Annotated in this window: 22 protein-coding genes; 4 read left to right on the forward strand and 18 right to left on the reverse strand. The window is 35.2% G+C overall.

Features of this window, described 5'->3' with window-relative positions; all coding sequences use genetic code 11:
* Positions 1-28: 28 nt before the first annotated feature.
* The 13 genes from IPH52_12470 to IPH52_12530 form a co-directional block, all read right to left on the reverse strand.
* Positions 29-1,183 (reverse strand): FecR domain-containing protein, encoded by a 1,155-nt coding sequence (locus IPH52_12470; GenBank protein ID MBK7055841.1) that lies wholly within the window; start codon positions 1,181-1,183, stop codon positions 29-31.
* 36 nt (positions 1,184-1,219) lie between these two features.
* A complete protein-coding gene (locus IPH52_12475; protein ID MBK7055842.1) occupies positions 1,220-1,873 on the reverse strand; it encodes a hypothetical protein in 654 nt (217 codons plus the stop codon).
* Positions 1,854-2,732 (reverse strand): hypothetical protein, encoded by an 879-nt coding sequence (locus tag IPH52_12480; protein MBK7055843.1) that lies wholly within the window; start codon positions 2,730-2,732, stop codon positions 1,854-1,856. The genes IPH52_12475 and IPH52_12480 overlap by 20 nt, the downstream gene beginning before the upstream one ends.
* Entirely contained in the window at positions 2,729-3,391 is a 663-nt protein-coding gene (locus IPH52_12485; protein ID MBK7055844.1) for a hypothetical protein, read from the reverse strand. The genes IPH52_12480 and IPH52_12485 overlap by 4 nt, the downstream gene beginning before the upstream one ends.
* A gap of 57 nt (positions 3,392-3,448) precedes the next feature.
* Complete coding sequence (locus tag IPH52_12490) at positions 3,449-4,018, reverse strand: hypothetical protein (protein ID MBK7055845.1); 570 nt, start codon at positions 4,016-4,018, stop codon at positions 3,449-3,451.
* Positions 4,019-4,345: 327 nt separating this feature from the next.
* Positions 4,346-4,534: a hypothetical protein gene (locus IPH52_12495; GenBank protein ID MBK7055846.1), complete on the reverse strand. Its 189-nt coding sequence runs from the start codon at positions 4,532-4,534 to the stop codon at positions 4,346-4,348.
* A gap of 776 nt (positions 4,535-5,310) precedes the next feature.
* A complete protein-coding gene (locus IPH52_12500) occupies positions 5,311-6,981 on the reverse strand; it encodes a fibronectin type III domain-containing protein (protein MBK7055847.1) in 1,671 nt (556 codons plus the stop codon).
* A 10-nt stretch (positions 6,982-6,991) separates the two neighbouring features.
* Positions 6,992-8,491, reverse strand: a complete 1,500-nt coding sequence (locus IPH52_12505; protein ID MBK7055848.1) for a caspase family protein — start codon at positions 8,489-8,491, stop codon at positions 6,992-6,994.
* Between the two features lie 193 nt (positions 8,492-8,684).
* Positions 8,685-9,476: a hypothetical protein gene (locus tag IPH52_12510; GenBank protein ID MBK7055849.1), complete on the reverse strand. Its 792-nt coding sequence runs from the start codon at positions 9,474-9,476 to the stop codon at positions 8,685-8,687.
* Positions 9,477-9,702: 226 nt separating this feature from the next.
* Positions 9,703-11,352 carry a hypothetical protein gene (locus IPH52_12515; protein MBK7055850.1) on the reverse strand — a complete coding sequence of 550 codons (1,650 nt, stop codon included), beginning with the start codon at positions 11,350-11,352 and terminating at the stop codon, positions 9,703-9,705.
* A gap of 412 nt (positions 11,353-11,764) precedes the next feature.
* Positions 11,765-12,973 carry a hypothetical protein gene (locus tag IPH52_12520; GenBank protein MBK7055851.1) on the reverse strand — a complete coding sequence of 403 codons (1,209 nt, stop codon included), beginning with the start codon at positions 12,971-12,973 and terminating at the stop codon, positions 11,765-11,767.
* A gap of 19 nt (positions 12,974-12,992) precedes the next feature.
* Positions 12,993-13,694 carry a hypothetical protein gene (locus IPH52_12525; GenBank protein ID MBK7055852.1) on the reverse strand — a complete coding sequence of 234 codons (702 nt, stop codon included), beginning with the start codon at positions 13,692-13,694 and terminating at the stop codon, positions 12,993-12,995.
* Between the two features lie 116 nt (positions 13,695-13,810).
* Positions 13,811-14,119 (reverse strand): hypothetical protein, encoded by a 309-nt coding sequence (locus IPH52_12530; protein MBK7055853.1) that lies wholly within the window; start codon positions 14,117-14,119, stop codon positions 13,811-13,813.
* A gap of 271 nt (positions 14,120-14,390) precedes the next feature.
* On the opposite strand from IPH52_12530, the gene IPH52_12535 reads away from it, so the two are divergent.
* Positions 14,391-15,044: a response regulator transcription factor gene (locus IPH52_12535; GenBank protein ID MBK7055854.1), complete on the forward strand. Its 654-nt coding sequence runs from the start codon at positions 14,391-14,393 to the stop codon at positions 15,042-15,044.
* A gap of 3 nt (positions 15,045-15,047) precedes the next feature.
* Here IPH52_12535 and IPH52_12540 read toward each other — a convergent pair whose 3' ends face one another.
* The 5 genes from IPH52_12540 to IPH52_12560 form a co-directional block, all read right to left on the reverse strand.
* The gene (locus tag IPH52_12540; GenBank protein ID MBK7055855.1) at positions 15,048-17,711 is read right to left on the reverse strand and encodes a SpoIIE family protein phosphatase; all 2,664 of its coding nucleotides are present in this window, start codon (positions 17,709-17,711) and stop codon (positions 15,048-15,050) included.
* 1 nt (position 17,712) lies between these two features.
* On the reverse strand, positions 17,713-18,129 hold the full coding sequence (locus IPH52_12545; GenBank protein ID MBK7055856.1) for an ATP-binding protein: 417 nt from the start codon (positions 18,127-18,129) through the stop codon (positions 17,713-17,715).
* Positions 18,126-18,458, reverse strand: coding sequence for an anti-sigma factor antagonist (locus IPH52_12550; GenBank protein ID MBK7055857.1), 333 nt, complete (start codon positions 18,456-18,458; stop codon positions 18,126-18,128). The genes IPH52_12545 and IPH52_12550 overlap by 4 nt, the downstream gene beginning before the upstream one ends.
* A gap of 10 nt (positions 18,459-18,468) precedes the next feature.
* The gene (locus IPH52_12555; protein MBK7055858.1) at positions 18,469-19,392 is read right to left on the reverse strand and encodes a hypothetical protein; all 924 of its coding nucleotides are present in this window, start codon (positions 19,390-19,392) and stop codon (positions 18,469-18,471) included.
* Positions 19,393-19,631: 239 nt separating this feature from the next.
* Positions 19,632-21,143 carry a HAMP domain-containing protein gene (locus tag IPH52_12560; GenBank protein MBK7055859.1) on the reverse strand — a complete coding sequence of 504 codons (1,512 nt, stop codon included), beginning with the start codon at positions 21,141-21,143 and terminating at the stop codon, positions 19,632-19,634.
* Positions 21,144-21,255: 112 nt separating this feature from the next.
* Between IPH52_12560 and IPH52_12565 the strand changes: the two genes are divergently transcribed.
* The 3 genes from IPH52_12565 (at position 21,256) to IPH52_12575 (ending at position 23,494) form a co-directional block, all read left to right on the forward strand.
* Positions 21,256-22,464: a saccharopine dehydrogenase NADP-binding domain-containing protein gene (locus tag IPH52_12565; GenBank protein MBK7055860.1), complete on the forward strand. Its 1,209-nt coding sequence runs from the start codon at positions 21,256-21,258 to the stop codon at positions 22,462-22,464.
* Between the two features lie 389 nt (positions 22,465-22,853).
* Complete coding sequence (locus IPH52_12570; GenBank protein ID MBK7055861.1) at positions 22,854-23,282, forward strand: hypothetical protein; 429 nt, start codon at positions 22,854-22,856, stop codon at positions 23,280-23,282.
* A gap of 41 nt (positions 23,283-23,323) precedes the next feature.
* A complete protein-coding gene (locus IPH52_12575) occupies positions 23,324-23,494 on the forward strand; it encodes a hypothetical protein (GenBank protein ID MBK7055862.1) in 171 nt (56 codons plus the stop codon).
* Positions 23,495-23,500 lie beyond the last annotated feature (6 nt).

Here is a 23,500-nt window from a genome sequence, read left to right on the forward strand (position 1 = left end):
ATTTTTCTTATTAATTAAACTCTAGAACTTAGAATTCGATTCCTTTAAAGTCTTTTTCCGGGATAAGAATTTCTCCTTCCGGAGTCACTACAATAAAATCATCCCCTTTTTGCAAGATAACTCCCCTTATCCTTCTTCCATCCTTTGTTACAAGTGTTTCTGCTGATTTTCCTAAAATGGTTTCAATTCTTTCTAGATATTTAGCATTATGCTCTGCAAGATGATCTTGAATTGCCTTTTGAATTCCAACCTTATTTCCATCTCGAATCAATTTTTCATCAATTCCATTTAACTCACTGAATTCAAAATCAAGAATCGTTTTCCTGTCATTAGCCGCTTGCCTTAGAATAGCTTTCAACTCCTGACTCATAACCGTGGAAATTGCTTCAGGCTTTACATTCTTTTGATTTAAGCTGTTTTGAAAATTATCAACTATAACTCTATAATTTTGGTCCAAGTTTGCAACGCCTTTATTTGTCTCCAAATTATTTACCAATTCGCTCATCTTTGCCTTACTCAAGACATTGCTTACATCGCTTTGCTTTATAGAAATCTGTTCGCCTGCTATTAAAATTCTCTCTTCTTGCAATGGGATTATGATTTGATTTAAAATATCTTTTTCTGTTAAAATTTTTCTGTCGAGTAATGAATCAACACTTGGAACTCTTACTCTAGCAGATACCTCTCCTTTTGTGACTTGTAAAAGAGAATTACCATTATCCGCCACTGTAATTTGAAACTGAGTTCCTCTTACTCCAACGGATAGAACAGGAGTTACAACCTGAAACATATCCCTATTTTTCATTTTCTTCAGATTAATAAGCAAGGAGCCAACATCTAACCTGGCAGTATGACTAGTCATTCCGCCTATCGTATTGGCATTCATTTGAAAGCTTGCTTTCCCTTTGATACGTATAACACTGTTTAACTCACCAACAAAGATCTGGAGATCTAAGAATGAGTTTTCATTCACAGTTATTTTGCTGGTTAAATCAATTGTTTCATTTGAATTGATTTTTTTACCGTTGCTGAAAGAATTTCCCACATTTATAATCACAAGAGCTGGAATTTTTAATTCAGAAGGGAATGAAATGTTTTCGTCTTTATTCGATTCAAAGTATTTACATCCCGAAAGAAATAAAAAAAATAAAAGTGCAGAATAATTTTTCAAAGTATAATTCATGGAATCCTTTTCCTGTAAGATTAATTTGTCTTCTGTTTATCGCGTTCTTATTAATGACTTAATTTCTTTTTTGAGAATAGTCTTTGCAGACCCATCTTTAAAGAAAGCTTGCACAGTATCGCGATTTACTTTTGTGTGCACATTTTCTAGTCTAGTTCCATTTTTTAATTCTAGATTATCACCGTAGTTTTCAAAAATAGGCTTTTTGTCTTTCGTAGATTTACTGGGAACTTTCTCTTCTTTTACTTCTTCTTTTTCTGCTGGTAATATGAGTTGTGCGACTTCCTGAGAACTACCAACACATTTTACAGGATGCAGAGAGCCCGGAGATACATAGCCTTCATATACCTTTCCCGTGAGCGGGGAAAACAGAATGTAATCACCATCTCTTTTTTCAGAAGATGTCCAAAAAAATTCAGTTTCCGCAAAATGCATCTTATCCCCATTGAATTTATAAAAACTCTCCCATTCAGCAAGACTTGGAATATGAAGGTTTTGTTCTTTGCAATACAAAGAGGCACTCCAGTTCATTTCGATTGCAGGGGAATTCTCCCAACATACTTCTGCAATCGAAGTAAAACCAGCAGGACATTTTAGAAGAGAGACAGATCTTTCTTGTTGTAAACATCCCCCATCTAAAAATGCCAAGCTGAATAAAAAGAAAAGTAACCTAGTCTTGTTCTTTGCCATCTACTTTCACTGTTAATTTGGCAGACTTGATCTGATATTTAAAATAGCCATCAGAGGATTCTGTTTTTGTAGTTTCATTCGATGTTTTAGCCGATTCAGATACGATATTAGAGTCATCTCTTTTTTTTCTAAACCCACCAAACAACCCTTCAAAAAAATTCTTATCGGGAACACTAGGAGTATTTGCACTTATTTGAGTTCCTACTTTCTTGATACCTTTAGATTGTTTTTCGATTATAGAACCTGCAGTCATTTCTTCGGTAGAGGACTCTTCGTTGATTGTCCGAAGTTTTTCCGTTTCGCCTCTTGCCTCATCTCTTCTATTCGCAACTGTTTTGGCTACCTTTGGAAAAAAAACCGCTCCCCAAGGCGCAATCCAATGCTGAAACATAGTTGGAATAATTAGCACGTAACCTAAACCTAATTTTGGAACCACAGCTAAAGTGTCTAATATTCTATTCCCACTGCTTTTATACAATAGACAACGTGCTGAGTCAAGAAGTCCATAGACCTTGGAGCATTCCAAGTCATTCTGAGTAGTTATTGTAACAACAGGTCCTATAAACATTTCAGAGAAACCTTTGCCTATTCCATAATAGGAGCCTATCATCCACCTAGGAAGTAACAATAAACCACTCTTCACACGATTCGGGTCATCTACCCCTGCCAACCAATCCTCAAACTCCGTATCGGGAATGCCTACAGCGTAATCTGCCATTATTTCATAGTCTTCTTTTGAATCATATTTTTGTTCATAAGTAAAAGCTCTATGCAAATCGGCAGTGGTCATACAATTCGAGACCATACTAATTAAAATAATTAGTATGGCTAAACCGGTTTTATAGAATCGCCCGTTCATTTTTTTCCCTTTTTCACAGGGGCAACTTCGTCACCTGTATCCGATGCATCAATCGCAATAAGTTCCACTGCCCTTGCGGATACAGTCGAACATGCTTTCACTGTAACACTTCCTCCTTTGTCTACTACGTCAGTAGAAACCTGGTAATATGGATCAAAGATAGCATAACCATTTGTAAAATCTTCATTCAATAAAAAAAGATCAGACTTATTTCTAGCTTGTTGAATTGCATAGTTAATCACCGGATCATTCGGACCTTCTTTAATTCCATATAAGCCATTCGTCACAACCGCTACCGGCGTGACTGGTTTTTGTGAATCATTGGGATTCATGACAACAGGTGCTTCATAGTTAGCATATTGTATTGTAGATATTGATTCGTAATAGGTATTATCCGCCGAAGCGCAGTCAATGAAAACAGGCTTTTTAGGGTCAGCCAAGAATCTTCTACATTGTAAATCCACGCATTGCTGCTTTCCTTTTTGCCTGTTTTTTAATTTCAAGACATACTTTTCTTGAATGACTCTTGGATTAAAACTTCCTTCTAACTTTTCTCCTTCCATTTTCTTTGTAATCTCAATTTTCTTTTCTTTTGCCTCTCCTACAGATGCACAAGAAAAGCCTAATCCAATCATAATTGTTAATATTAATATTCTCATTTTTTCCCTCGTGAGTTTAGTTGCTCGGTAGAACGCCTTTTATTTCTAATTTCAAATCTAACTCTTTTTCTTTTTTGCCTTTAGCCGCTTCGGTAGCAGTTGCCATTGTATAAAAATACCCCATACCAGTTGCAACCACGCAGGCTTTAGATTTAAAATCTCTCTCCCTATTTTTTCGTAACTAGTGGTAATGAAATACCTAGGACGTATTAATCCATCTGCTTTATCTCCTAAAAGTTCTATGAGAGCATAATCAGCCTTAGTCTTTGCTGCCTCTGTTACACTAGCAGTAGGATTAGAAAAATCCGCACGTAGCGGCTTAGATGTATCATCCGGTAAATAATGAACGGGTAATCCGAAAAAACGATTTTTTTCATTGAATTCGCAAACTTTATCACTCCCTTCTCCCTTACATTCCAACTCAACGCAAATGCTTGGTGTCTTCTTTGCTGCAATCACAGAATATTTTGGAATTTCCGTAAGCTCCGCAACTATATTTTTTCCTTTGTAATTCAAATACAATTTGTTATTGTATGTGAGAGGTCTTCTCTCTTCTAATGCTGTAGCACAGTTTATCAAGATCAGTAAACCGGCTGTCACCAAAAACTGCATCAAAAAACTTTTCATCCTTAATCTCCTTTTTGTAAAGGTCAATGCGTGGAAGTAAATTGGCTTTGTAGCTATGCACCACTTCGCGTGAATAAGCTCCGCCTATATCCAAGAAAGAAATTATTCCCAATTACCAAAAAAGAACTATATACTTTAAAATCGGAATCCATTTTTGGTAATTGTTTTCATCTATCTAGCATTGATCTCAATTAAGTATGCCCGCTATTTTTGGGTTTGTCAATCCTCAAGGTTGAGGATATTTTACAAAAAAAAATCTCATTTCAGTGAAAATCTCATCAATATTGACTATATATCGCCTATCGTATTAAAAATGGGAAATTTTGTCTAAGTTTCATTTATCTCGTCATCGTTCAAAAGAAAATCCATACTTGCATCGCGGAAGTTAGGACAATTCTGGCATTCACTTAAATTGGAAAGCTGCGCATTCCTACGAATGCAGCGGCTGAATACAATCTCACTCTCTCGACTTTTTTCCAATGCAAGGAGTCCACATTGCTGTTTCGTATTGTTCATAGAATACCTCTTCTCAGTTTCATTGAGACTCAGTATGACCAATAAAATTCAGTTTGTCAATACCCCAAATTAGGTAGATTTTGCAAAAAAGAAGCTTTTTAAAGAGAAATATCCCCAATATTGGGGATATTTCCACTAACGTATATAGCCTAACGAAATAGGCAGTAAGTAACGGCGGTAAAATACTAAAACCATCTATGCCTCTGTGGCAAAACAGACTGAGTAGTTACGCTCTCTTTAAAAAAAGATTCTCTGTGTTTAAAAATGTAGAACATCACTGATCTTTTTAAAAACATCACTGATCTTTTCTAAATCATCAGTGATCTTTCTTGAAACAACACTGATCTTTTCTATTTCTAGCCTTTTGTTTTGTTTGAGTAAAGGGGGATTCGGGATTTTTAGTGTTTGCTGTTTGCGTAGTAATGACGAGTGTTCTAGAACCGACATGAAAGCCACGTAGAAGGAATCTTCGAGCCGAATTCGGCTTTTATGTGGCTTTTAGGTCAGGGTTAGATTGCGGTTAGGGAATTGGGTTATATATTTGTATTCGTTTGTTTTGTCATTCTCTCATTTGTATTTCTTTACGATTATCATAGAACTGGCTGTTTCTGTTGCGATGGTTAGCAACAAGAAAATTGCCTAGCAAAATAGACCAATCAACTTTTGCTTTTTTGAATCATAGATATGATATAAGCAAATTCAACGCGCTCAAAAACTTGCATATTTAGCAATCACTTGACTTAGTCTAAAAACACTGGAAGTAACAGGTATAAATTTTATCTATATTTTTTCACCACGATAATAGCGTTAGAAGTTTCTGCTGATGAACCCAACGTTGATGAACTTAATTCTGTTCCACCAAAAATTTTCTTCTTATAATAATTATTGCCATTGGCTGTATAAAGTATGCCTTCCGAGTCATCGATATAAGTAGATTGACTCATTGAAACAGAGCCTGAATAGACAATCTGTCCTGTAGCAGAATATGTTGCCCAGTTAGAACCACAAAAAATGATTCCTTGTTTAGATACTGGAGGAATCTGGAAGCCACTACATCCCGGCACTGAATATGAAGTTTTAAATAACGTTCCTACAGGATAAAAGTTATATGAATAAGGAGGATTGGCTTGAGAGAAAAAACCACCTGACCATATTAAATAAGAAAAAATCGTCCCGCTTTGGGAAATATAAAGAAAATGTTCCAAGTCATCCTTAAAAACATAGTCTCCTGGAATAGACGTAACATACGATGTTGAACCAGTAGGACTCAGTGCATAAACGTAAATTGTTCCACCAGTAGCTGCGTAAATGTATGAACCATATGAGGATATCTTTAAATAAGCATTTGTTGGTATACCTAAACCTGCTCCGTTTTTGATAGTTCCGTCGGGATTAAGTTCAAGAACAGATGACAATCCAGAAATATATATTCTTGATTGATAGTATTCCATTGAAAGCCCCCCAGTGACAAAATTTGTCGAACCGATACCTGTGAAGTCGGATAAATTACCGTCTCCACCTATTTTTAAAACACCTCCAGCAACAGTTCCCAAATAATATAAATACTCATTATTTGTTGCAAGTTTTAATTGCTTTATCTGTGGATTACTACTAAAAGTGTAGATTTTTTTCAAGCCAGCAAATGCTTCATTAGCCGTTATAAAAAATGAAGTTATTGTTCCATTACTATTTCCAGAAAATAGAATCGTGTTATAATAAGAGAAATTTCCGTACGAAGAGCTAGGTATATTGGAGGAAGTAGTCTGAACAGTAATACCTCCACTGTTGCATTCTCCCGTAATTGGTGGTATCGCTACGATTTGTGTTTTTGTTGCAGATACAACTTGCAAAGTACAATTTGGTAAGGTCACTATATTATTGGCGAGAGTTGTATCAAAATTAGTTCCTGAAATTGTAATAGGCGTACCCATTGTTCCTGTTGTAGGGGATATACTAGTTACGGTTGGTAGTGGTGCTGTTAAGGCAGTTTTCTGCACAATGTTAGAATCCCTATTCCCAGCAGAGTCTCTAGCTCGAACAATAAAATAATACGCAGTATTAGCCGTTAGACCAGTAACCGTATATGTGACAGCACCAGCCGTTGAAGAAAAACTAACCAGTGAGAAATTTTCCCCACCGGAGATTGTAGCGGCATATATATCATAGACCAATGTTTCTTGAGGAGTTATATTATCAGTGCCAGCAGCCCAATTGAGAGTAATGGATGTTGAACTTGCTGCTGTCGCTGAAGTTAGACCAGCAAAAACTGGCGGCGTAGTATCCGCTGTATCTCCGTTGATTGTTATTGAATTGCCCACCAAAGGCGAAATCAACTGCATTAAAAGCAAAGCCACATTATCTGTAGGATTATTATAATTTGCTTTCGCTGAACAAGCTATTAGGTTTATGACAACTGTCGCCATGATAATTTTTATTGTTTGATTCATATAGGCTCCCTTAAAAATGAATAGTAAATTCTAAAACTGCTTTGTTTTCTAGCTTGTATTCAGGCAAATTCTTTGCATTTGTCATTGTCTGAATTGGCTCTCTATAAAAATGAAAACCTATTCCTTCTTTTGGTTTTTCAGCCTCAGTGAGTACCGCGGCATCGAATATGTTCCAAAGCCAAAATCCAATCAGTAGAAAATACGCACTTTGTAAAGAGACCTCTGCTGAATGCAAGTCAGACTTTTTGTTTTGTTGATTGAAATACATCGGGAAAAAAGAGGAGCCCGGAATCGCATACGCACTATTATACGCAGATTGCGCTGAGTTAAATTCTTTCTGATGAGTGAGAAAATTAGCAAGAAAACCAAGTCCTAAGACAAAATAACTTCCTCCCCGCCATTTCTCTCCGGCTACATATTGACCAAAGCCGGGAACTATTGCAGACCTCCATACATAAGACATTTTCATTTTTGTCTTATTATAATTGTTCTCTTCTACTAGACTTTTCGTTCTACTTCCTTTCACGGAAATAGGAAGGTCGCCATATTTTTCTTTATAATACTTAACAAAAGGTTTTTGTTGTTTATTGTTTCCAAGTGACCATTCATTTACACCTACTTGCACATAGTCTTCTAGCTCACCGAATGAAACAATTCCATCATTGTTAGAATCAGCTTTTCCTTCCATACCATAAGCAAGGTATTTTGTAAATACTCCAAAGTCTGATTTCGGATCTTCGAAACTATAATAACCGGACTTAGTAGAAAAGAAAGTAGCGGCTACTTCTGCTTTTGCGAACTTATCTGATTGGAGTCCTTCTTTTTGATTTCCTTTCGTGCTTGTAATTACATCTCTACATGCATCTAATATCAGAAGAGATTTTTTAATTCCCTTTTCATTTATTTTTCCAATTATATTATTTACTTTAATCGCGGAATACGTAACCTTATCAAACACCGTATCTACAGGTAATATATAGCCTTCTCCTTTTGAATCAGAAACGCCATGACCGGAAAAGAAAAAAAGAATTGTATCGTTCTTTTCCGCACTCGATAAAATAATATCTAATTTTTCTTCAATATTGATTCGAGTCGGATATAAAGTATTCTTTGCATCTACATCATCTGTCATTACAAAGACCTTTCCAAACTCTCCCTGCTCCATTAACAATTGTCCAATAATCTTTGCATCATTACGCGCTTTGCTTAATTTGCCAATAGCCACATCATTGTAATCATTCACACCAATGACAATTGCCCAACGCCTTGCATCGTCCGGATCATCAGCTTGCAGAAGTAGACCTTTACGCTTCGGTTTGTCGTTCAATGGCTTTTTTGCTTCTGCACTTATCGTCGTAGAAATCAAAAATCCAATCCCTAAACACAAACAAGCAATCACCGTTTGAAGATTTTTATTATTTAGAATCAAAGATTTTCTCCCCTCGCAGTATTTTGGAAATTTGGTAGATTTACCAAGAGTTAAAACTTCATAATTTAAACTTAACAGCATAAGTGAGTATAGCCATTGTTTTTACGTTTGTCAATACCCCAAATTAGGTAGATTTTACAAAAAAGAAGCTTTTTAAAGAGAAATATCCCCAATATTGGGGATATTTCCACTAACGTAAGAAAATTACTTTGGATATAGTTTTTATATAAAAAGAATATCTGCATCGGATAGTATTAGTTTCGTATAATTGATTTTAAAAACCCTGATTCATTTCCTTCAACTTGTCAAGGACAGAAAGGAAAAGGCTTTGCGATTCTTGCATGGTGTTCCGCGGTATATAACCAATTACCTCTAAATCCAAATTTAAATAAGAATCCTGATTCAGAAGATTTAATATTCTATCCTGTAATTCTTGTGAAGCAGGTTTAATTGATTTTAGAATAGTATTTTCATCTAGTTCACGAAATACCAAACCAAGTTCTTCGTCAGATAAAGAAAGTATTGTGCTATTAAAAAACTGAGAATGTCTTTCTAGCTCTTCTTTTGTAATTAATTCTTCTTCGATTCCGGGCAAAGGATAATTGTATTCTTTTAATTGAATAATAAATCCTAAAAAGGCTTTTCGAATATTCTCTATCTCCGTGTTCGTAAGAGAACTAGATTGTATTTGTTGCTCAATTTGATTTCTTAGTTTAGAAGGAAAGTTTTTTAAAAAAGTATTTAGAGAGTCTCTATCTAATCCGACGAGAGTTGTCCAAAAATACTTCTCGAACTTAATTTCAATTGGATAAGAATAAATACTTCTGAGTAAATTTGAAAATGGAAATTTATTTTCTTCCTCTTCTTTCGGGAGATTCTTCAAAAACTTATCCCAGGTGAAAATATCCGCATCGTCTCGGAAACGATTGCTTCTTTCTAGATGGTTTCTATATTCAATTAATTTACATTTTATAATATCCGGTAGTGATTGAAAGCTTATAGAGTGTTCGGACGAAGATGGACTGGATAATTCATAGTTTGCGCTTTTCTTAAAAAGTTCTTCCATAAGGCGCACTCTTTCTATACTTATTTTACTTTTGATTCTGTTTTGTATATATTCGGGAAATGCTTTTTCATCTTGTAGAATTCTAATTATACCCTTTGAGTCGTTCGGGTAATTCTGGTTAGCTTCTAGTTTTCGGATTGCGTCTACTTCCTTTCTTTGTTCCGCATTTTCATTTGTATTTAAAAACCGATAGCGTAAAAATATTGTATTGAGTTCATCGATTTGCTTAAAGTCTTTTTTTCTTATAGCTTAAAAGTAATTCTAAGGCTGTTTTGTAAAATAGCTCTATAGATTTATTCTGGATTTCAAACAGAAAAGACATTGAATGAGATAAAATATTTTCGCTTATCCTGTTCGCAATCAAATAAAGACTAGCGTATAATAAGGGGTATTCGGTCTTAAATAGTTCTACATTTTTAAAAAGTTCGACATCTCCATTGATTCTGTTCTGCTTAATAGAAAGAAGGATTAAATCACTCAATTGAACTAATCGCTCGATTCCATAAAAAATCTGCGAGGACATTAACTCCTTAACTTCTTTACCTGTTTTACCCTGTTGAACAGCAAGAATTGCGTCGCTAATCATTTTTGCAATGGCACCTGCTTTACTGATTTCCGAATTCTTACAAATAGTTAAAATTTCTCTTACAAGCTCAGGATCCACTCCGCTAATGATTAAATACAATCCCTGCTGAAATAATGGCTCTTCGATTTCATTCATATCATCCTGCAAAGAAAGAAGACCTTCGCTTCTTGCTTTATCCGCAAAAGATTCCATTAGAGAGCGTAATTCGGGTAAACCGTAACCAGAAAGTATTTCTCGCACAATCCTGGGATTATCCCCACTTTGAATACTTAAGGCTCCATCTATAATTAAATTGCTTCTGCGTTCCATTGCGGATAATTCTGCATGAATGGTAATGTCGAATATTCTCCTAACGGTATCAGGGTAGGTTCCGTCTATGATTAATTGTAACCCCTGTCTTAAAAAATCGTTTTCTATATCATGCAAATCATCTTCTAGTGCGAGCAAACCTTCCTTAACCGCTTTGTCAGCATAAACAGAAAATAATTCAATGATCTGATTGATTCCCGCATCCGCCTGTAGAATGGACTCTAATTCAGAACTAATTTCTTTTTCTACCAATGCTGGGTAATGTCCACTGACTATTGCGTTCATTCCTAATTTAATTAAACGTAACTCCAGTTGATCTGCATTAAAGAGAAGAGTGCATTTAGATTCTAAAATTTCTTTTAGAGAATTATAACTAGTATTCTCTTTAATTAATTCTAAGCCGTGATTAATAAATTCAGACATTTCAGGATAAGAGTTATTTTGCGTAAAAGCTAAAGATGGATTCTCTTTTAGTTTGGAAAAGAAAGTAAATAGTGCTTCAAAGTCTTTATAAAGTATATCGTTTACAAAACCATGAAAGGAAATAGGATCAGATTCTAATTCATAAATGCTTGTATAAAGATCGTATAGATGAGATTCATCCGAAAGAGTTTTTAACTCTATGCAGAGACTTGCTATATTGTTTAGATTTCTGTCATCTAAACTTTGATTTTGCTTACGACTAAACTTTTCGAAGATTAGGTTTACTATTATTTTTGTTTTCTCTTCTAAAGAACCTTTATTAAAACAATCTACTTGCCAATCAACAATTGGCTCTGCATCGGGAAATAATGCCTGTAAGTCTAACAAATTTCTTCTAGGAGCCTCCGCATATAAAACAGGAAATATAGTTACTAAAACAGTCTCTAATTCATTCTCTTCTAGTCTTAACAATTCGTCTAAAAAAGAATTTACTTCGTTTTCAACTTTTAATAAATCTTTTGCCTTGAGTATATCCTGTAATTTTTCATCTATGGTCATTTGTTATTCCTTTATTTTTGTTAATGTCTGAACGGGTGACCGTATTATGACCATTATTTTTACGTTTGTCAATACCCCAAATTGGGTAGATTTAACAAAAAATGAGCGTTTTTAAGGAAAATCTCCCCAATATTGAGGATATTTCGCATAACGTAAGAAATTTACTTGGGATATAAACATATACTCTTTTATGGCAACACCTGGGCATAGAGGAGGATTGGTTTCAAATACAATGCGAGGAGTAGGACTAAAAAATATTTCATATTCGTATTGTTGTCTTTCTATACTCTATAATTGCCTTTTTTTTATATTCTACATGCCAAAGTCTGTAATACTAGAATGTAATTTACATTACACCTCAGGTAATCAATTAATATTTATTACTTCGTACCAATTGTTCACAATAACTTCATTAATTACATTGCCACTCTACAACAGAACGACTCTCACATGTACATATTTTACCAGAATCAGCACGATAACCTCCTGCACCCCCACCATTGAATAAACAAAAGTTTTCACAATATGATTTTGATACATTTACATTATTTGATAAGGTTATACCAGCATTAGGATTTCTAACTCCCACTTTGAGTGTTAATGCGCAAGATGATTTTTGAGGGTCTGAAATTATACACTGACAGTTTACAGATGGAGAACTAGGCTTATTTCTTGCTTCCTGAGCTTGCCTAGCTGCGTCTTCTTTATCTGCTTGTGCCTGCCTTAATGATTCTTCTCTTTCTGCTTTTTGTCTTGCCAGTTCTTCTCTTTCCCTTTGTTTTTGTCTTGCTAGTTCTTCTCTTTCTTCTTTTTGTCTTTGCTTTTCAATTTCTGCTTCCTTTTCTGTTTTAATTATTTTTGCGATAGATTCTTTAGTGCAAGACACATTTGAGTCTTCTACCCTAAACTTAAGCGGATTGACCCAATAAACTTGTGTCTTTGGATCAGTTAAAAATTTTGTCTGCGGGTCAATGTTTTTCGTACATGGATTTTCCATTTGACCTTTGTAAATACAATAAATATCAATTTGCATTATGTTATCTTTATCCGAATTCTTAGTTGTGATGGTTTTAACCCAATTGTCTCTTATAAAATCACCACTACCATCATTTTTATAACATTCCCATGGGTTCATTCTTTGTTCATAAACGGTAACTTTATTACCGCAGCTTGCAATAAATCCACTTCTTTCTCTCTCACACTTATTTTTAAAAGTGCCAGAAGTATTATCCCTACAATCGTTAAATCGGTCTCCTCTTTTCGCTACAGCGACTTCTGGGCTTTCTCCATTCTTATTTGAAATTTTATTTACTTCCTCATCGCAGCATTCCATTAATTGTTCTTGAAAATTTTTACAGGTGGTAGTCGTATTTCCGACTTTAGGTCTTTCCTCACTGTAATAGGAAAGAGTTACTGTTAATACGGCAGGACAAGATGCATTATTGCCTGCAGTTTGAGCAAAATATTTATAATATACTTTCTTTTCTTTTTCTTTTGTGCAAGAATCTTCATTTTTAGTAAAATTGGGTGTTATCGTAAGTTTAACTTTCTCTGGATACGTTTGAGCTATCATTGAATTGTAAGATAATTGAAAAAATAAAATTACCATAAAAATTATCATATATATTTCTCCTATATTGCTATTTCTCTACAGAAGGAAATTTGACTTCTGTCTTGATCCGTCTACTTTCTATTTCTTCATCTTCTAGAGCTTTTTGTTTTCTAATCACTTCTGCTTTCCTCATTTCAACTACTTGTCTTTCATATCTTAATTGTATTTCTTTAGCCTCTTCTTTTTTATAGAGATCATCATCCATAGGGTCAAAATCAAAGTAGCCCAATACAAAATCAGCTAGCTCTCCCACATTAAATTCAAAATTTACTCCAAGAATAGCGCCAGCGCGCACTCCAAGTCTATAATATTGGGATCTTGACATTCCTTTTTGAACAGAATATTCTTTACCCCTTGGTAATTCAAAAATCATTCGTTCTTCATGAACACAGCACAGCCCTGTACCCAATCCTATGCCATATGTCATATCAAAGCCAATATCTCCATTAAAAAGAACTTCATCTGATCCTGAAAAACTATGATCTCCAAATTCTCCTCCCTGTAGACCTAAACCTCCCGCTTGTGGGTATTTTATAAACGAGCCGGCTGTTATTGGACCGACTTTTGCTTCTATTCCAAAACTCATAGCTTCTACTTTGAACGTAATAATATCTGCCGCATCTCTTCCTCTATCTCGCCAACTTCCTTCATAGGAAGCGCAGGATGTTAAAAGAAATAAACCTAACAAGCAAACGTATTGCTTTAGAGTTATTATATTAAAAAATTTCATTTATACCACCGTAGATTTTTTAATTCAAATATTCTTTCCTATTGCATAAGGAATATTATCCACACATCATAGCCGCGGGATTTTAATCTTACTGCTATGATGTATTACTCCAGGATTTATCGAATACAGCGAACGGCGTGGGCGTTGTTGCTCTTAGGGGTGAAGTGATTACCGCCAGAGACTACAGTGTAAAAATTAGTGCCATCTCCAGACTCATAAGAAGTATGATAATTATGATGGTCCGTTGTCCAAGATTTAGTCTCACCTGCTTTGAACGCCGCACTTATCTCTTCAATACTCGGTAACCTCATTCCGATACTAGCACATTTCTTCTTTGCATCATTCCAATTCATTTTTCCCTGATACGCACTCCATTCGCCTGCAAACAAAGATGTTTGAACAAGCAGTAGTATTACTGCATTCATTAATAAACTCATCCCTTTCTTCATCTTAAAATTCTCCCTTTATTGGTTGGTTTTTTACCAACTTCAATAACAGTATTATGACCAATCCTTTTACGTTTGTCTATCCCCAATATTGGGGAGATTCAACAAAAAAGAAGCGTTTTTAAGACCAATCTCCCCAATATTGGGGAGATTTCGCATAACGTTTAAATGAAAGAGAAAAAAATTGTATTGTATTTATAAAGGCAGGTATATCTGCTGAGAACGAGTTGCACTATGCAAGGACGATTCCATGAATTCTATACATAAAAATAATAAAATCAATTACGCCATTGTAGAAGACAACGAAAGATTTAGGGATACGCTTGCTGGTCTACTTAAAATAAGAAAGGAAACGAGCAGAGTATTGGAATTTGCCTCATCGGAAGAACTCTTAGATTTTGATGGTCTATCTACAATCGACTTTCTTATTGTGGATTATAAGCTCAAGCGAATGGACGGAATCAGCCTTTTGGGAAATGCTGAAATTCAAGAATTAAAAATTCCAAAACTCATCTTAACAGGCTTTGACGCAGAACAAAAAATCTTTGAAGCTTTAAAGAATGGTGCCACTGGATATATGTTTAAGGAAGAATTGTATTCTCTCAGTTCGATTTTGGACATTCTATTAAATGGAGGAGCTTATATTTCCTCAACCATTGCGCTGCGTGTAGTTAGTTTTTTCAAAGAAATGAAAAAGACAGTCCAATCCTTTGAAGACCTAACCAAACAAGAGGACAGAATCTTACGAGAACTATCTAGTGGTTTTACTCCCCAAGAAATCGCTGACTCTCTAACGATCAACATTTCCACTGTTCGAACTCATATCAAAAGTATATATAAAAAAATGCAGGTAAACAATCAAACTCAGCTTTTAAATAAAATCAAATCCATCAGTCTTTCTTAAATCTCAGATCTTCCTTCTAAAAGCAATCATCGCAATATCATCATTTAACTCAGAAGGTCCCGCACAGAATATTTTCTTGCCGGAAAATTTCTCTACTTCTTTTGCTATTTTTTCTGTAACTTCTTCTGGAGTTTCTTTTCCCTGGGTCAAAATGATTTGCTCCATTCTTTCTCCACCGAATAATTCTGATTTTGCGTTCATGGCTTCGTTTACTCCGTCCGTGTATTGAAAGAACAAATCTCCAACTTCTAATTGCATAGTTTCTTCTTCGATAGTCGTATCGAATATATCATTGTCGATAGCCCCAAGAGGCATTCCACCGGAAGGAAATGTTTCTATTGTATTTGTTTTAGCTCTGTAGACTAACGGTTTAGAATGACCACAATTCATATAAGAAATCTTTCCCGTTTTCTTTTCGTAGATTCCCAAAAAGAAAGTAACAAATATATGAGAAGGTGTATCTGCATAGACTTGTTCATTTAAACTCAAAAGAATTTTTCTTAAGTCTGTGACTTCACTTCGTATTAAAGATTGAAGCTGCGAACGAAGGGAAACCATTACAAGAGCGGGACCGATTCCATGATTGGAAACATCTCCAATACAAAAAGCAACTTTATCTTCTCCTGAATTCATGAAATCAAAATAATCTCCACCAACTCCTGACATGGATTTATAAAAGTTTCCAAATTCTAAAGCACCACTAGCGTTAGACGGCATAGCGGATGGCAGAAGACCTTTCTGAATGTCTTCCGCCGCCGCGTATTCTATGAGCATTTCCTGGCGATGTTTTAAGTCAGTCGTCATCTTGTTTAAGGCAGTGGTAAGAACTCCAAATTCATCAGAGCCTCCATCCTGAAACTTTGTATCTAGATTTCCTTGACCGAGTTCTGCGGCAGAGGCAATGATTCCTTTTATCTTTCGAACCATTACACCGGATAAATACAATGCGAGGATAACAGCAAACGCTCCAATTCCATACGATACATTGACAATGTTGTCTTTCTTTTCTTCAATACGATCATATCCTTCCTGCATATCAATGATTGCTCTTGTAAAACCAATCTGATTTGCAATCATCAAATCTTTTGCCAGACCCTTTCCATCCTCCGAATAAAGAGGCGTAGAATCTAATGTCCACATATACGCTTCTGCCTCTGACCTACTCTTAGATATTGTGCCATTGTCTATATAACGTTTTAATTCTGGAGTTGCTGTCTCGGAGCTAGCATCCATTATCCACTGACGCATTTTTTTCCATCTAAGTCTTTCTGTTTCCCGTAGCTTTGCATCGGACGCATAATCTGTATAAGCCATTGGCTTTGCTCTATACTTTAAAATTACTTCTTCATACAGAGCAACATCTCTCAGATAGAGTATAGAATTTTTGATTTGTAAATTCATTTCATTTGCAATATCTGCATTTTCCTTTTCAAGAGTTTCTAGATTTGGAATTCTTTTTGCCATTTCATTTGCGAGTGCTTCTCTTTTCTTTAGATTCTCTGCATACTCAGCATATAGCTTCTTAAATTCTAAATCCCTTGAAGGAGATGTAGTTGTTTTCTTCTCTTTTAAAAATTCAATCCGTTCTTTTATCTTCTTTGATATCTCTTGAAATTTAGTTTGGATTTCCTTTTCCTTTTCAAGATATTCTTTCCAGTCTTTGTTTAGATTAGCCGCTGCTAATTTATTGGCTGTCTCTACTGTTAAATGGTTTTTAACAAAATAATCAGATTGAGTCTGGTAATTTTTTTGACTTAAAACAAACTTAGAAGTATAAGAAGTAGCTTCCTCTTTTTTAGTTACATTATTCACGAAAGCATTCAAGTCATTTTGCAAATATTCATCTACCGCCTTTAGATTTACATCTCCTTTTGACTCAAAGATATTCGTATCAAATCCTATTTCTGCTTCTAGTTGTTCTCCCTGCGAAATTAACGAAAAGGATTGAATTCGAATCTTCTCGGTAGGAAGTCCAAGCTCTTTTATTTTTCTTTTTTGCTCTTCCTGGAATTGAGATAGAATTTGTTTTCTAAGTTGTGCTCTTTGCACGCTGTGGTTTTTCTTATTTGCCGCAAGCACTGCTTCGGCTGCTTTTTTCTCTGTATTTTCCTCTAAAAGTTTGTCTGCTTTCACTACTGAATTGGCAAATCGCTGTAATTCAGTAAAAGATCTATCTGAGATTTGTTTTCCTTCTTTGTCTTTGAATTGGATTTTAATATTGGACTCCAATTCTTTAATATCTTTCTCTGTGAAATACATTGAGAAGAAGGTATCCATTTTCTTAGCAAATCTTTGTGATTGAATCAGTCCAAGTTTCTTTAGACCAAAATCATTTTTCATTTTAATGAATCCAAGAAACTTATTCTCTTCTACAAAATAGGTTTTCTTGTTAGCCGCTAGAAGTCTTTGATTTTCTTTTACATGATCTCTAAATTCTTCAATTAAAATAAGGCTTCTAGAAATCCCTTCTAAATCAGATACTACCGAGCCTATGTATTCTTTGGAAGAAGCAAGTTCCTTCTCGTAACTTTCGGCTAACGCTTTTTTTTGTTCGATAATAAAGAATTGAGACATGACAGAAATAATCAACACCACAAATAATATGGTGAATAAAGAAAGCTTAGTTCTGATTCCCGGTAGAAATAGTTTCCAATTTAGATTTTTCAAATTAAATCTCCTCGGCTAAATTTTTAGATAGAGTTAAACGATTTTTAGAATGAATTCTTTCATATTCTACTTGCATAATCTTTTGCACAATATGAATTCCAACGCCGCCATCTTCGCCGATTTCTAAATGCTCTTCCATATCAACAGGCTTTGATTCGAGCGGATTAAACGCAATCCCCTCATCTTCTAGAATGATTTGAATTTTTTCTTTATCTACCAAAACGTTAAGCGCAATCTCTGACTCTTTCGAATCAGGAAATCCATGCTCTATGATATTGGAAACCGCTTCATCTAATGCGAGGATAATTCTATTTTTTAACTTTGTATCAATTTCTGTTCCAATGAACTTATCTACAATGCTTCGAACATTTGCTAATTCGGAGAGTTGATTTGTAAATTGAAACTTTGTTTCTCTCAAAATCCTTCCAGTGCTACTTCTAAATCAGCGAATACTTTAAATGCTTTAGAAAAACCCATTACTTCAAAAGCATCTTTCACGGCTGGTTGAAAAGAACAGAGTCTAAGCTCACCCGTTTTTTTACGACAGGCGGTAAGTCCTGCAAGAAGTGCCCCTGCTCCTGCCGAGGAAAGGTAAGTAACATCTTTCATTTCTACAATGATCTTTGTTTTTCCAGAAGCAATGCCAGCTTCCAATTTTGCCTTGATGTTAGGCGAAGTATGTGCATCCATTACACCGTTTAATGTGAGTATCCAAATATTTTTAATTTCTGATTCTTTGATTTCCATTTTTATTCCTTTAAATATTTTCTTTTCGAAGTTGTTTCCTTAAATCTTTCTTTGTGATCACGGCTTGCAACTTTCCTTCTAGCTCATCGATTTCTAGGAAGTATTTAATATCAGGGTTGCCTTGAAATGTAAAGGCATATTTTCGAATTCCTTGAATTGCCTTCTTTAAATCTCCTTCGGAAATTCCACTGAATATAGAATAGTAAAGCTGAATCGCCATGAAATCATTTAGCTCCAGCGTAAATCCAGGCGAGCGATTCTCTAAGGCTTGAATTACTTGCTCGACTTCTTCTCGATTGTTATTCTCTTCTTCTGCATAATAAATTAAATAGTTCGCAATTAATTTTCTACACCTATGAATATCACCTTTGTTGCTGAAAACAGAAATTTGATTGAAGAGTGCCAGTGCTTCTTTTTGAAGTTTGACTTTTACTTCTTTTTTACCAAGCTCTATGGGGTTTAATGCATCCGTTAGCTCCTGATTCGAAATATTTTCTAATTTGTCTTCAAAGGATTTTTCTTTTTTTACCTGGTTTTCTGAATTGAATTCTTTGAGTGGGTCTTTGATAATACTTACAAATTCCACTCCCTCTTCGCTTTTGGCTAACATCGATATGGCGCCAATTCTATCTAGAAAGAATATGCTTGAGTTGCCGAGACTAGAAGCTGATTCTAAAAGAGACTGAGAAATCAATCTTTTACAAAGTGGACCTATTGTGTTTAGTTTAGATATATCTGATCTAGCTTCATCAATTCTCGCCATGATAAATTTAGAATCATTGTATTTCATCTGTCTTTCCCAACCTGCATAGACAAGTGGTTTGTATAGATGACGGTGAAATTGACTTTTTCCTGCTTTAGCAAGTAATCTAATATAACGGCTTAATTCTTCTGCTAGGGTTGGTGTTACTTTTGAAACTTTCTGAGCATCCACAGAATTCTCCTTCTTACTCTTCTTTGAGCCAAAGCAAATCTGCTTATGCTCTTTTCCTATCACATTCTTTCAGCCAATACAAAATTCAAGTGAAAATAATCCCTCAATCGACTATACTTCGTTCAGGCTTCGGTCAGAGTTCGATCAGGGTTCGATGCAAATTGCCCTTCGAATCGAAAGCATCTCGAATCCTATTTGAATTTTGGTAAAGGGAAACTAAAACAAATTGTATATAAAACTCAAACTCTTCCTTCTTCCACTTTATACACCTTTATACTCTTTTCTTTGCCTTTTAATTGGAAATCACCAAGCCTTGCAAAACGAAAATGGTCTTTCGCCAACTCATAGGTATTCTCTCCGAGTAGCACATTTGTTCCATGCTCTTTATTTAATTGCTCTAAGCGAGAAGCTATATTTACTTCGTCTCCGATGACAGTGTATTCCATTCGTTCTGCTGAGCCTATGTTTCCTGCAACGATTATGCCGGTATTAATTCCGATTCGTGTAGATAATTGTCTATTCTTTCCAAACTTGCGATTAGAAGTTATCTTTTCAATCTCTAGTGCGGCTAGTATTGCATTAACCGCATGATCTGGATCATCGAGAGGGACATTGAACATAGCAAAGATAGAATCTCCGATAAATTTATTCACAATCCCCTTATGACTTTGAATGATATTTACAAGAACAGAAAAATATTCATTTAACATTTGAACGATTTCTTTAGGACTGAGTTCTTCTGAAATGGTGGTATAATTTGCGATATCCGTTACTAAGATTGTGCAGGAGCGAACTTCCCCTTCTACATTGATTTTTTTTTCGAGGATAACAGTGGCTATATCCTTAGTGACATACTTTCCGAACGTATCTCGAATCAATTCTCTTTCCTTTAATCCTTTTACCATTTCATTGAATTCTTTTGTAAGAACTCCAATTTCATCCTCTGTAGTAATAGCTGCCTGAGTTCCAAAGTCCCCTTCTCGCACTCGAGCAATTACTTTAAGCAAAGAATTGATTGGCTTTGTAAAAGAGCGGGTAATCAGAATTACTGCTATAACAGTTCCAATAAAAAGAACAAATCTGTCTATTAAGACAGTTTGTAGAGGACTTAGCTTTGTAAATTGAGCATATTTATGCTCTAATTCAAAAGCCATTTTCAATTCTAAAATTACAAGTAAAGAAGGCAGAACCACTAGAAAAAGAAATACGAAGAATAAAGTAATTCCAATTTTTTTCTTTCCGTCCGCATAACGAATATTATACTCTGTAAATACTTTTTCTTTTAAGTCTAATTTAAAATCATTAATGATAAAATAGGCTAAGAATGCTGGAAAGAGCGCATAAATAAAATAAATCGCAGGCAAAATCGAATAAAAGAAAAACTCCGGTGGAATCTTTTCGATTACAAAATCATCAGGGCTTTTAAAGATAGTGGGAAAGAAATAAAGTGGCATGAGGGAAATAAGAATATAGACATTACCAATCAAAAATATCCAAACTGTTGAATAGAGCGTAATTCTGTTTATCCGCTTTGTGGCTTGCATCGTTTCGATTCCATCAAGGAATAATTGTTCGATAGGCTTATAAATAAAATAGGCTCCGAGGTAGTTCATCAGGACATATAAAATAAAATGAACAAAACCAAGTCCTAAAAATATAGTTAGCGATTGATGATATACAAAGTAAATGCTATCAAAGATTATAATAATTGGAAATAGTCCGAGCATGGAAAGATAGTATCTTTTTTTCATGTTGTAGTTCACCTCTGGCAAATTTCAATTAAACACTCTTATTTACAAGTCAAATTTCTGTCTTGACGCCTTGATAAGCCGCATACGAGTATAAAATCAGGTAAGGACAAAGATGAAGACAGAAACAAAATACGATATAGTTATTTTTGGAGCGACAGGTTTTACGGGAGATTTAACCGCAAAGTATTTAGCAAATAGAATGAAAGAAGAACCATTTCGCTTAGGCATTGCCGGAAGAGATGAAATAAAATTAGCCGCACTAAAAAAAGCGTTAGTCGCTATTAATCCAGGTTGCAGCGAAGTTGGATTGATTCGAGCAGATGTAAATGACTATTCCAGTCTCTTAAATATGACTCGTGATACTAAGCTAGTCATCACGACTGTCGGTCCTTATCTTAAATATGGAGACAAAGTCGTAAAAGCTTGTGTAGAAGGCAATGCGGATTATCTTGACTTAACCGGAGAGGGAGGATTTGTAAATCACGTTACCAATTTTTACGATAAAAAAGCAAAAGAGAACAAAGTAAAGATTTTAAACTGTTGTGGTTTCGATTCAATACCCGCAGATCTAGGAACTTACTACACAGTAAAACAACTTCCTTCAAATGAGCCAATCGAAGTAGAATGCTTTGTGAGCTTTTCTTCAAATAACCCTTCTCCCCTTGGACAATTTAATTCGGTATCCGGAGGAACATGGCACTCGGCGATTGGGTTCATGAGTCTCTCAGAGTTAGATAGACAAAAGTCTTCTTACATTCAAATTGCTCATTCTGCGACTAATGGTCGTTTGGTTCAACCAATACCGACCCAGTTTAGACTGAGAGAAGAATCAAAGACTTACGGAGCACCACTTCCTTTTGTAGATATTGAAGTAGTCCTACGCTCTGCTGCTGACTTAGATATTTATGGTCCCAATTTTACATACGGACACTATGCTGGAATTAATTCTACCGCAACTCTAATCGGCGGAGTCTTAGGTATGGGAATTATTTTTTCTCTCGCACAATTCGCGCCTACTCGTAATTTGCTCCTAAGTATCAAGCAACCGGGTGATGGACCTGACAAAGAACAAAGAGAAAGTAACTCCTTCACTCTATCCTTTGTAGGCAAATCTAGAACTAAAACTGTTCGCACAGAAGTAACAGGAGGAGATCCGGGCTATGGCGATACTTCCAAAATGCTAGGCGAGTCAGCACTCTGTTTAATTCACGACTTTGTAGAACTTCCAGAAAAATATGGAGTCATCACGCCTGCCATAGCAATGGGAGATAAATTAATACCAAGACTTCAAAAAGCAGGAATCCGATTTAGAACTCTTTAACTCATCTTATGGAAAGGAATAAAGCTATGGAATCCTTAATGAAATTATTCATATTAGATATATCTAATATGAATAGCCCGCGGCAGCGAACCCACCGTTAGGTGTAACCCCACCTTCAGCGCTGGGCACGCTGGTCACTCACCTTGCGTAAGGTGAGATTTTTGATTATTTTCTTTACAGGTAAGGCTTTTAAAAAATGATTATTTGAATGGCAGTTTCCCTTAATTCATTTACGAACTTTCTACATGCAGTTGCACTTGCTTCTTATACCTGGCTTGTATATACGGGGTTGAAAGAAGCAAGACCGCATTATGATATTTATATTTTTGCTTGCTTTGGATTGTTATTCGTTATAAAAATCTTTGGGATTCTTGTTCATATTCCCAGTATTGAACAAGATAGAAATAAGCACAATTTTTTTTTGGACAATCATTTCCGTTCTAGTTGTTTTTTTAAACTATGCGACATTAAAATCAATTAATACTCATTTAGTTTTAGTATTAGCAGGAACTGGAATTGTCTTTATACTTGCGAGTCTCTATATCCGATCTCTTTTTATTTCTGGGGGTAAATTTTATTTAATCGCTGCTGCCTTTACTATCGTTCACAGTCTTTGTGCTGTAATGACACGCGGTCAACTCAGCCTAGCCTGGTTTTACTTACTCATGTCTAACCTTCTTTGGATTGTATTCTCTAAAATCCCTTACTTGCATAAACGAAAATATCACAATGATATCTATCATTTTATGTTAATTGGGAGCACCTACTATCTATACAGCACGATTGAATCAGGGCTTTGGAAAAATCCAATTTTTTAAAAACAGATTGACTTTTATTTTTCTTCTCAGAAATTTTGCCTATGAACATGACTCTCGATGTAATCCTACTCGAAATTGCCAAGCTAGACTATGTAGACCAACAAAGTCTTTCCACCTTTCTAATTGATCTAGTCCATACCCAAGAAAAAATGCAACAAGCTATGGCTAATCTAGAAAAGGAAGAAAGTAGAATACTTACTCATACTAAATAACGAACT

The organism is Leptospiraceae bacterium, from assembly GCA_016708435.1.
GTDB lineage: Bacteria > Spirochaetota > Leptospiria > Leptospirales > Leptospiraceae > UBA2033.